The sequence below is a fragment of the Gillisia marina genome, assembly GCF_000258765.1.
Lineage (GTDB): Bacteria > Bacteroidota > Bacteroidia > Flavobacteriales > Flavobacteriaceae > Gillisia > Gillisia marina.
The window spans coordinates 63,513-73,891 of record NZ_AJLT01000054.1 but is presented as its reverse complement, the minus strand read 5'-3'; the positions used below and the strand labels follow the sequence as shown (position 1 = coordinate 73,891).

The 10,379-nt window shown below is 32.6% G+C and carries 9 protein-coding genes; 5 read left to right on the top strand and 4 right to left on the bottom strand.

Going from position 1 to position 10,379, the window contains the following annotated elements:
- Positions 1-158: 158 nt before the first annotated feature.
- A complete protein-coding gene (locus tag ON07_RS17980; protein WP_394330136.1) occupies positions 159-401 on the bottom strand; it encodes an ABC transporter C-terminal domain-containing protein in 243 nt (80 codons plus the stop codon).
- Positions 355-2,028, bottom strand: a complete 1,674-nt coding sequence (locus tag ON07_RS15500) for an ABC-F family ATP-binding cassette domain-containing protein (protein ID WP_394330135.1) — start codon at positions 2,026-2,028, stop codon at positions 355-357. Before ON07_RS15500 ends, ON07_RS17980 begins: the two co-directional genes overlap by 47 nt.
- 365 nt (positions 2,029-2,393) lie before the next feature.
- Here ON07_RS15500 and ON07_RS15495 point away from each other — a divergent pair, with 365 nt between their 5' ends.
- On the top strand, positions 2,394-3,005 hold the full coding sequence (locus ON07_RS15495) for a polysaccharide biosynthesis/export family protein (protein WP_316928152.1): 612 nt from the start codon (positions 2,394-2,396) through the stop codon (positions 3,003-3,005).
- A gap of 2 nt (positions 3,006-3,007) precedes the next feature.
- The gene (locus ON07_RS12385) at positions 3,008-5,476 is read left to right on the top strand and encodes a polysaccharide biosynthesis tyrosine autokinase (protein WP_010231980.1); all 2,469 of its coding nucleotides are present in this window, start codon (positions 3,008-3,010) and stop codon (positions 5,474-5,476) included.
- Here ON07_RS12385 and ON07_RS12380 read toward each other — a convergent pair whose 3' ends face one another.
- Complete coding sequence (locus tag ON07_RS12380) at positions 5,477-6,250, bottom strand: hypothetical protein (RefSeq protein ID WP_155807231.1); 774 nt, start codon at positions 6,248-6,250, stop codon at positions 5,477-5,479.
- 394 nt (positions 6,251-6,644) lie between these two features.
- Positions 6,645-7,805 carry an MBOAT family O-acyltransferase gene (locus tag ON07_RS15490; protein ID WP_010231975.1) on the bottom strand — a complete coding sequence of 387 codons (1,161 nt, stop codon included), beginning with the start codon at positions 7,803-7,805 and terminating at the stop codon, positions 6,645-6,647.
- Between the two features lie 145 nt (positions 7,806-7,950).
- On the opposite strand from ON07_RS15490, the gene ON07_RS12370 reads away from it, so the two are divergent.
- The 3 genes from ON07_RS12370 to ON07_RS15485 are packed head-to-tail and all read left to right on the top strand — an operon-like array spanning position 7,951 to position 10,335.
- Positions 7,951-8,811, top strand: coding sequence for an ABC transporter permease (locus tag ON07_RS12370; RefSeq protein WP_010231973.1), 861 nt, complete (start codon positions 7,951-7,953; stop codon positions 8,809-8,811).
- Positions 8,812-8,860: 49 nt separating this feature from the next.
- The gene (locus tag ON07_RS12365; protein ID WP_010231971.1) at positions 8,861-9,526 is read left to right on the top strand and encodes a methyltransferase domain-containing protein; all 666 of its coding nucleotides are present in this window, start codon (positions 8,861-8,863) and stop codon (positions 9,524-9,526) included.
- An 11-nt stretch (positions 9,527-9,537) separates the two neighbouring features.
- A complete protein-coding gene (locus ON07_RS15485; RefSeq protein WP_010231969.1) occupies positions 9,538-10,335 on the top strand; it encodes a class I SAM-dependent methyltransferase in 798 nt (265 codons plus the stop codon).
- Positions 10,336-10,379: the final 44 nt, after the last annotated feature.

The window sequence follows — 10,379 nt, the reverse complement described above, 5'->3', positions numbered from 1 at the left end:
AAACCTGAAACCTGAAACCCGAAAACTGAAACCTGAAACCTGAAACCTGAAACCTGAAATTATTACATAATTTTCAATATAAAAATAACCTCTCGACTCCGCTCGAGGTGACAATATTTCAAAATCCGAAATCTGAGACCTGAATCCTGAAACCAAAATTAGGCTTCTTTCGATCCTAATTCAAAATACCGTTCTGTTTTAATTTCTATGGAATCCTCAACTTCTTTGAGCGAAATAGATTTTTTAGCGATCTCATCGGAAGTTAAGTTTTCTAAAAATTCTTGTTGAATTTTTTCTTTTTTCTTCTCTAGGTTTGCGATCTCTTTTTCGAGTTTATTGAACTCTTTCTTTTCATTATAAGTTAGACCGCTTTCTTTTTTTTTGTTCAGATTTAGTGGCAACCTCTTTGACTTCAGTTTTCTTTGAATTTCCATTTTTTTCTGAAATTTGGCTGTTTTCGTATTCGCGATAATCGGAATAATTCCCGGGGAAATCTTCCACTTCAGCATTTCCTTGAAAAACGAATAGGTGATCCACGATTTTATCCATGAAATACCTATCGTGTGAAACCACTACCAGGCAACCAGGGAAGTCTAATAGGAAATTCTCTAAAACGTTAAGCGTAACAATATCCAAATCGTTGGTCGGCTCATCCAGAATTAAGAAGTTTGGATTCTGAATAAGAACGGTACATAAATAAAGACGTTTGCGTTCTCCACCGCTCAATTTCTCTACAAAGTCATATTGCTTTTTACGATCGAAAAGAAAACGTTCCAAAAGTTGTTGAGCAGAGATTTGTCTTCCTTTTTGCAATGGAATAAAATCTCCAAACTCACGAATTACATCTATTACTTTTTGTTCAGGCTTAGCCTGAATACCACCTTGGGTATAATATCCAAATTTTATGGTATCGCCAATAATCACTTTCCCGGAATCGGGTTTAATGGCTCCGGTTAAAATATTTAAAAAGGTAGATTTTCCGGTACCATTTTTTCCAATGATCCCGATACGTTCTCCTTTTTGAAAGTTGTATTCAAATTTATCCAAGAGCTGCTTGCCTTCATAACTCTTCGAGATTTTATGAATCTCTACAATTTTGCTACCCAATCGTTCCATATTGATTTCCAACTGCACCTGATGATCTTTTCTTCTTTTAGAAGCTCGATCCTTGATCTCATGAAAGTCGTCTATTCTGGATTTCGATTTGGTAGTTCTGGCTTTTGGTTGCCTGCGCATCCAATCCAACTCCTTTTTAAAAAGTTGCTTAGCTTTATCGGTATTTATTTGATCTACCTCTATTCGCGCATCTTTTTTATCTAAATAATAAGAGTAATTCCCTTTGTAGGTATAGAGATTTCCATCTTCCAGTTCTACAATTTCATTACATACATTCTCTAAGAAATACCTGTCGTGAGTTACCATAAAAATTGTAAAATTCTCTTTTCTGAAGAATTCTTCAAGCCATTCTATCATATCCAGATCTAGATGGTTGGTTGGCTCATCTAGAATAATGAAATCCGGTTTACTCAAAAGCATCACTGTTAATGCTAAACGTTTCTTCTGCCCTCCGGAAAGGTCTCCAACTTTTTTATTTAACTGATCCAATTTCATTTTGAAAAGGATCTGAGTGTATTGGGTTTCGAAATCCCATGCTTGGTGCATTTCCATAAGCTCAAAAGCTTTTTGGTAAGCATCTGCATCATCTGGATTTTCTAAAGCTTTTTCGTATTGAGCGATCACCCGCATGATTTCATTATCTGAAGCAAATATGGTTTCTTCAACAGTTAAATTAGGATCTAGATCTGGTTCCTGTGCTAAAAATGCTGAGGTGATATCTTTTCTATAAACCACTCTACCGTCATCGGGAGATTCCGTGCCCGCTAAAATATGTAGCAGCGTAGTTTTTCCACTTCCATTTTTAGCTACGAATCCTACTTTTTGCCCTTCATTGATTCCGAAGGAAATGTTGGAGAATAATGGATTCTCACCAAAAGATTTAGCTATATTTTCAACCGATAAATAATTCACAGAATAATTTTTTTGCAAAAATAGCTAGAATTTACGGAGTTAAAAGAAGATAAATTTTATTATTAGCTCACAACTGCTATATTTGTTAATCAAGTCCAATATTCGTAGTATATTTAACTATTATGAATTGTATAAACTTACACCCTACATCTAGTTTAATTGAATTTATTTACTCCGATCTCCGCTTATGAAATATAAATTATTGGCATTAATTGGAATTGTTGTTTTAAGTTTTACTTCCTGTATTTCTACAAAAAAAAATTACTTATTTACAGCAGGATGAAACGGCTGTAGATAGTATAATTCAAATTCAGAGTCTTCAAAAACCATATAGAATCCAGATCAATGATCTGTTGAGTATTCGTGTGAAAGCACTCGATCAGGAATTGGTAGGGATGTTCAATCCTATTAACGAGGCGAATATTGCAGCTACAGGGGAGGAACGTTTATATTATGATGGGTTTTTAGTAGATTCTCATGGGAATATCAGGATCCCGTCTTTAGGAGAAATCAATGTGATGGGTTTTACTGTAGATGAGGTTAGAGAGCGAATAGAAAAAGAGTTGTTGGATCAATATTTTAAAGATGAAGCAAATATTTTTGTAACTGTAAAATTAGCTGGAATTAGATATACAACTTTAGGAGAAATTGGTGTCGGTAGTCAGGTAGTTTATAAGGAACAAGTTACCATTATGGAAGCGGTGGCGAATGCAGGGGGAATTACGGAATATGGAGATATGACCAAAGTGAAAATCATCCGGCAATACCCGGGAGGAGAGAAGATTCATAATATCGATCTTACTTCTATTTCAGCAACCAAAAGCCCCTATTATTACATTCAGCCTAACGATTTAATTTTGGTAGATCCACTACCTCAAAAAGCTTTAGGCTTTGGTACTACGGGATTAGCAACGGCTAGGGATATTGCAACCGTTGTAACATTACTTACCTCTGTAATCTTAATTTTCACAAGATAGTTATGGCGAATGAAGATGATCATATTTCAGATGTAGGCTCTACTTTTGATTTTAAGGGCTTTCTTCTTAAAATTCTAAGTTATTGGCAGTTGATTTTGATTTCTGTTGGGATAAGTATGGCGGTGGCCTATTACAACAATGTACGTAAACTTCCTGTTTATCAGCTAGGAAATTCAATCGCGATAAAAGACGATCAAAACCCTTTCTTTAGTGCAAACACCAGTCTTACTTTCAACTGGGGTGGAGCTTCAGAAAAAGTGACCACTGCCCAAACCATATTAAAATCCCGTTCTCATAATGAGGAAGTTGTAACTAAACTTCAATATTACCTCCAATACCTTAAGGATGGTGAATACCAGCAGGTAGATGCTTATGGTAGCACGCCATTTAAAATTGAGGTAGATACCGCTCGATTTCAGGCTGTAAATTTAACTACTACCATAGTTTTTAAGGATGAAAACACATTTAAGTTAAGCACTAACATCCCGGCTACTATCTATACCCAGAATTATGGGTCCAAAGAAAAAGGTTCTATGAATTTGGAACCACAGGATTTCAGTAGGGATTTTAAGGTTGACGAAAAAATTGAATTGCCTTTTTTTAGTGGGAGGGTTTTAAGAAGTAATCAGGCATTACAGGCAGGGAAGCCCTTCTATGTCAGTTTCATGAATTTCGATTCTGCCGTTGGTCGGTTTCGTGGCGTTGGAATTGGGAATGATAATACCAATGGTTCAATGCTCAACTTATCCATGACTGGAGGTAATAAAGCTCGGATCGTGGAATATTTAAATGGTACTGTGGCAGTTTTAAGTGAGAATATGCTGAAGCGTAAAAACTTGTTCGCAACCAAAACTATTAGATTTATAGACAGTAGTTTGTCAGTAAAATCACGTGAATTAAAGTTGGTAGAAGAGGAACTAAATGATTTTAGAAACGATAATTCCATATTAGATATATCGGCTGAAAGCTCCCAGATCTCTGCTAAATTAGCAGGATTCGATGTTAGAAAAGAGGATATAAGGAGGCAGCTTGCTTATTTTAATACTTTAGAAAGCTACCTTCAAACTAAAACAGATTATAGCAATGTTCCTGCACCATCGGTTGCAGGAATCAATGAAGGGAGTATCACCTCAGGTGTTGGTAAAATTTTGGAATTATCTCAAGAGCGAAGTAAATATCAATATTCTTTAAAAGAAAACTCTCCCGTTTTTGCCGATATAGATAGGCAAATCAATTCAGTAAAGACAGTTCTGTTAGAGAACATAAGTTCATCTACTGGGTTATTGCAAGGGGAGTTGAGGTCTATTAACGGGCAGATAGCACAATCTGAAGCGGCAATTAAAAAATTACCACAAGAAGAACAAGATCTTCTAAAAATCCAACGAAAATACAGTATAAGTGAGAAGACTTATAATCTTTTCTTAGAGAAGAGGAGTGAGGCTAGTTTAATTAAAGCAGCGAATGTTAGCGATGTTATGATTATCGATGGTGCTAAGGATACCGGAGGTGGGCAAATTGGTCCAAATACGCAACTAAACTATGTGATGGCCTTGTTGGTAGGAGCAGTGATTCCCTTAGTATTTGTATTTCTAATAGTTTTTCTCAATACAAATGTTTTAAATGCTCAGGAGGTTAGTAGATTATCACCTATACCTATTTTAGGTTTAATAGGAAAGAATAAAGCGGAAGCAAATTTAGTTGTTTTCGAAAAACCTAAATCTGCGATATCTGAAAGTTTTAGAGGAATTCGGAGCAGTTTACAGTTCATGTATAAGAAGCTAAGTGTTACCGGTACTAAAACTGTGATGATTACCTCATCTGTATCAGGAGAGGGAAAGACGTTTTGTGCGATGAACTTGGCAACTGTCTTTGCGCTAAGTGAGAAGAAAACAGTATTATTGGGACTAGATTTACGGAAGCCAAAAATCTTTGATGATTTTGATTTGGATAATGATCTTGGAGTTGTAAATTATTTAATAGGTAATAATACAGTAGATGATATTATTCAGTCTAGTAAAATTCCTTTTTTAGATGTAATTACCGCTGGACCCATCCCCCCTAATCCTTCTGAATTGCTAATGAGTGACCAGATGGAGGTGATGATGACAGAACTAAAAGAAAAGTACGATTACATTATCATGGATACTCCTCCAATTGGAATTGTAGCAGATGCTATGAATTTGGTGAAATATGCCGATGCCACCTTGTATTTAATAAGACAAGACTACACTAAAAGAGGGATGCTAGAATCTATTAACGAGAAATATGATAAGGGAGAAATTAAAAACATCAGCTTTGTATTAAACTACTTCCAACATCGTGCAAAATATGGATACGGATACGGCTACGGATATGGTTATGGCTACGGTTATGGTTATTCCTATAATAAATATAATGCCTATGGGGAAGCCCCTGGGAAAATAGCTCAACTAAAAAAGGTATGGAGAAATGCAATGCGGAATTTTGAATAATTAGAGTGATTCTTTTTCTAATCTTAAAATATCTTCAGCCAAAATTTTACTGAATTCTGTAGCACCTAAATCATTTAGGTGACTGCAATTATAAAAGTAATCTTCCTGATTAGGAAAGATATGAGTGTAATCTAAAAAACTTGGAAGTTTGCTTTTCAATTTTTTCGAATAATCTAAGTTCTTAGTATTTGGACAAAAGGGGGCCATAAAATAGATTATAGATAAATCATTCTTTTTTGCGAAAGCATTAATTTTATGAATTACTTCATTTTTTGCATTAATATGATTAGGTAAAGAAGATTTAAGTTGACGACCATCATTACCATATTTCGGAAAATATCCATTATTTAGATCATTTTTAGAATTATTTTTAATGACTAAATTGTAAAATTCTCTAAAACCTATTTTATAATCATATTTCATATATCTATAAAAAGGAATATACTTTAATTGACGAAATTCTAAATCTCTATCTTTAATCATTTCAAAAACAAATTCATTAGAAATATACGGCATTAAATAACTCTTCAAAATTTCTGAATTACCGCTAATATTAAAACCATAATCTACCTGTATAAAAATAGATTTAGACTTTATATTTCTATCTTGTAATAATTGAAGAATTAAGAAGTAATCATCAATCTTAGCACCTTGGAATCCTAAATTTATTGCAGATTTGCCGGTGATTGATGAAATTATATCTGCGTTTATAGTATTATCTACCCTAGAAGATCCGATGAATATATAATCTATTGTATCATTTTCACTTTGCATTATATAAGAAACTTTGTTTCTAGGAATCCCATGATTATATTGAAAAGAATAGATGTAATCCATTGCATAGAGCTTATAAAAATAATAGCCAAAAGAACTAATATATATATCAGGAAATTTTTCATTTTAAAATTGGAAATAAATGAATGTAGAATGATTAGAAAATACTCCAAATAGAATTATGAAAATAAGGATAAACGCAGTTTTTAAAAGATGATATTTTCCAGTTAATGGATGTTCTTTTCTACGATGTTTCCATTCTATTATAATAAAAAGCAGTATTAATAGAACCATCTCAACACTATATCTATCTATAGTTAGATATTCTATTTTAAAGGAGTGATCGTAAACAATCCTCTTCAAATATTTAAAGCTGTCGGAGATAGTTGATGATCTAAAAAACACCCACGCAGTACAAGTAATAAAAAACGTAAATAAAATTTTTATTAGGTCTCTGAATGAGTTTGTAGTGTTCTTTTTTTTCTTTCACCATTAAATTTGTTCTAGACCTTTTTAATACAATAGGCGTAAAAAATATAGCATGTAGACCACCCCAAGCTATAAATGTCCAGTTGGCACCATGCCAAAATCCACTCACAAGAAAAATTACAAATACGTTTCTTAATTTCTGAAACTTGCTCCTTCTGGAACCTCCTAATGGAATATATAGGTAATCTCTGAACCAGGTGGATAGAGAAATATGCCATCTCTGCCAAAATTCCTTAATATTTTTTGAAAAATAAGGGTAATTGAAGTTTCTCATCAAATCAAAACCAAACAATCTAGCCGTTCCTATCGCTATATTTGAATAACCTGCAAAATCGCAATAGATCTGAAAGGCAAAGTAAAATGCACCAAGTATTAAACTTAAACTATTTAGTCTATCATAAGAATTGAAAATTGCATTAACGAAGGTTGCGCAATTATCTGCAATCACCATTTTTTGAAAAAGCCCCCAAATAATTAATTGTATTCCGCTTTTAGCCTTATTAAGTTCGAATTTTCGAGAATAAATAAACTGCGGCAATAAATTTTTAGCCCTTTCAATTGGACCAGCAACTAATTGCGGAAAAAATGAAACATAGGTAGCAAATATTACAAGGTTGGAAGTGGGCTTTATTTCTTTTTTATATACATCTATAGTATAGCTAAGGGTTTGAAAAGTATAAAAAGAGATTCCTACCGGAAGTATAATTTTTAAGGTGTTATAATCTGAAGAGAGTCCAATAGAATTGCTAAGTTCTATAAAGCTCTCTATAAAAAAGTTGAGATATTTGAAATACCCTAGTAATAATAGGTTACAGGCTATACTACAAAAGAGTAAAACCTTTCTCCACTTTTTAATTTTATTCTGATATATGGCAATCGCAACAGAATAATCTACCAACGTACTTCCTGCTATTAATAAAAGAAATCTATAATCCCACCATCCATAGAAGAAATAACTCGCCGCTAATAATAATATATTTTGATAGCTTAGCTTTTTGAATACAAACCAATAAAGAATGAAAATAACTGGAAGAAAAAGAAAGAATGGAATAGAATTAAAAATCATTATTGGCTAATAGGTGAATATTCTATTTGAAATCATGGGTTGATAAAATTTAATGAGATAAATTTGCTCAAAGAGAGTACTGCTGCAATTTATTAATATCTTTATTAGTATTAGACAGTTTAATAGAAATATTAATACCCCCATCTTGAAAGAAATTAATTCAGACTGGCTTTACGAGATCAAGCCTAAACATAAATTGTTTGACCTTAACTTTAAAGAAATTTGGCGTTATAAAGACCTTCTATTTCTTTTTGTAAAGCGAGATATAGTAACGGTTTATAAGCAAACTGTATTGGGGCCATTATGGTATTTTATTCAGCCACTTTTTACCTCAATTATCTTTACCTTAGTATTTAATAATATCGCTAATGTCCAAACAGGTGTGGTTCCTGCTTTTCTATTTAATTTAACGGGCATCACAGCTTGGAACTATTTTAGTCATTGTTTAACAGGTACTTCGAATACTTTTGTAAGTAATAAAGGTTTGTTTGGGAAAGTTTATTTTCCAAGATTTATAATGCCTTTAAGTACCACATTTTCAAATTTATTAAAGCTAGGGATTCAACTCTGCATCTTGATTTTCTTTTATATCTATTTTGTCATTAAAGGAACAGCTATTTCTCCCAATTTAAATTTATTATTATTTCCAATATATGTCATAATGATTGCATTATTAGGATTGGGAGCCGGAATGATAATTTCTGCATTTACTACCAAGTATAGAGATTTATCGGTTTTAGTAGGTTTTGCAGTAAGCTTATTAATGTATATTTCTGCGGTCCCGTACCCATTAAGGGAAGTGCAAGAAGGACAGCCAAAATATGCTTGGATCGTAGAATATAACCCATTAACCCAGATCATTGAAGGCTTTAGATATATGATTCTGGACTACGGTGTGTTTACGTGGTGGGGATTCTTTTATGCATTAATAATATCGATAGTACTTTTTCTAGTAGGTTTGATCATTTTTAACCGTACTGAAAAAACATTTATAGATACTGTTTAAAGAAAATAAGTGGTCCTCATTTTTAATTTCTATAAATACATCAAAATTTATGATAACTAGTTTTTTTTTAACAAATAATAGATTGCCTTTTTTTGATATCGCAAAAAAGTTACTTTCACAAAATGATAAAATATTGGATATAGGGCCCGGGAATGGAAATTTTGCATCCTATATTAATAGAAAAGACACTTATTTCTTTGAAGGAAATCCTATAAGTGTAAACCTGCTTAAAAAATCTTATAAGAATTTATATTTAGGGCAACTTCCACTACTACCTTTCCAAGATAATTATTTTAATTTAATTCATATGAGTCATGTTATTGAACACTTGACTCCACAAGTTGTTTATGAAACTTTGAAAGAAATGGACAGGTGTTGTATCAATGGAGGAGTAATTGTTATTTCCGCACCACTACTTTGGGAAGGTTTCTATGATGATTTATCACATGTAAAGCCTTATAACCCAAAAATATTCTTTAAGTATATGTGTGGTATAGATATGGGTAATCTTTCTAGGGATGCTATTTCTGATAAGTATTCTGTAGAGCAAATTTCTTATCGTTTAAGAGAAAAAAAATATTTCTATGGTATTAAAAGTTCTAAAAATATTATTCTGAAAATGACCTATAATATTTACGATTTTCTTAGAAAAAGTGGCATGAAAAAAACTTTTAAATCTGGTTATACAATTGTTTTAAGAAAGGCTTCTAATTGAAATTTACTGTTATGGATGATAATCAAAAGAAGAACATCGAATTTTACGATCAGAAATATCAATTTTTAGATGCAGAAGTAAATGGTATTCTTAAAAGGCTTAATAAACTGGATGTTTTTTTAGCAGATGCAACATCTACAGATACTAGTTGGGTAGGTTTATATCAGGATAATTTTCAGAAAAAAATAGTTGGTAAAAAAGTTTTAGAGCTTGGATGTGGAGATTGTGCAAACGCCGCAATCATGGCTGCATTGGGAGCAGAGGTATATGCAAATGATATTTCTTCCAAGAGTGGGGAGATCATTACAAAAGTGAATGAGTTATACAAATTTACTCAACCAATAGTATTTATTGAAGGAGATTTCTTGACTGCAGATTTTAAAGAAAAAGAATTTGACTACGTTGTGGGGAAAGCATTTTTACATCATCTTACTCATAATATAGAGCGCAAATTCTTCAGTAAAATATGTGAATTATTGGCTCCTACAGGGGAATCTAGGTTTTTTGAACCTGCCGTAAATAGTAGAATTTTAGATGAGATTAGATGGCATATTCCTGTTCCGGGAAGACCTTCAAAATTTTCTGCCAAAGCTTTTAAATTATGGAAAGCTAATGATCCTCATCCAGAGAGAGACAATAGTAGTTCTCATTTCAGAAATTTGGGATTAAAATATTTTAGAGATGTAAAAATTATTAATCTTGGAACTTTAGAGAGGTTTCATAGATTACTTCCTACAAGTTTTAATAAAAGGTCATTCAGGAAGAAGGCATTTGTTTGGGAAAAAAAAACTTCCGTCCACATTAAATAAAATATTTGCCAGAAGTCAGGTTATTATTTATAAAAATCCCAAAC

Coding starts and splice junctions, on each gene's coding strand:
- ON07_RS15490 (WP_010231975.1), bottom strand. CDS start 7,805: ATGATTTTTAATTCTATTCCATTCTTTCTTTTTCTTCCAGTTATTTTC.
- ON07_RS12385 (WP_010231980.1), top strand. CDS start 3,008: ATGGCGAATGAAGATGATCATATTTCAGATGTAGGCTCTACTTTTGAT.
- ON07_RS12365 (WP_010231971.1), top strand. CDS start 8,861: ATGATAACTAGTTTTTTTTTAACAAATAATAGATTGCCTTTTTTTGAT.
- ON07_RS12380 (WP_155807231.1), bottom strand. CDS start 6,250: ATGCAAAGTGAAAATGATACAATAGATTATATATTCATCGGATCTTCT.
- ON07_RS15485 (WP_010231969.1), top strand. CDS start 9,538: ATGGATGATAATCAAAAGAAGAACATCGAATTTTACGATCAGAAATAT.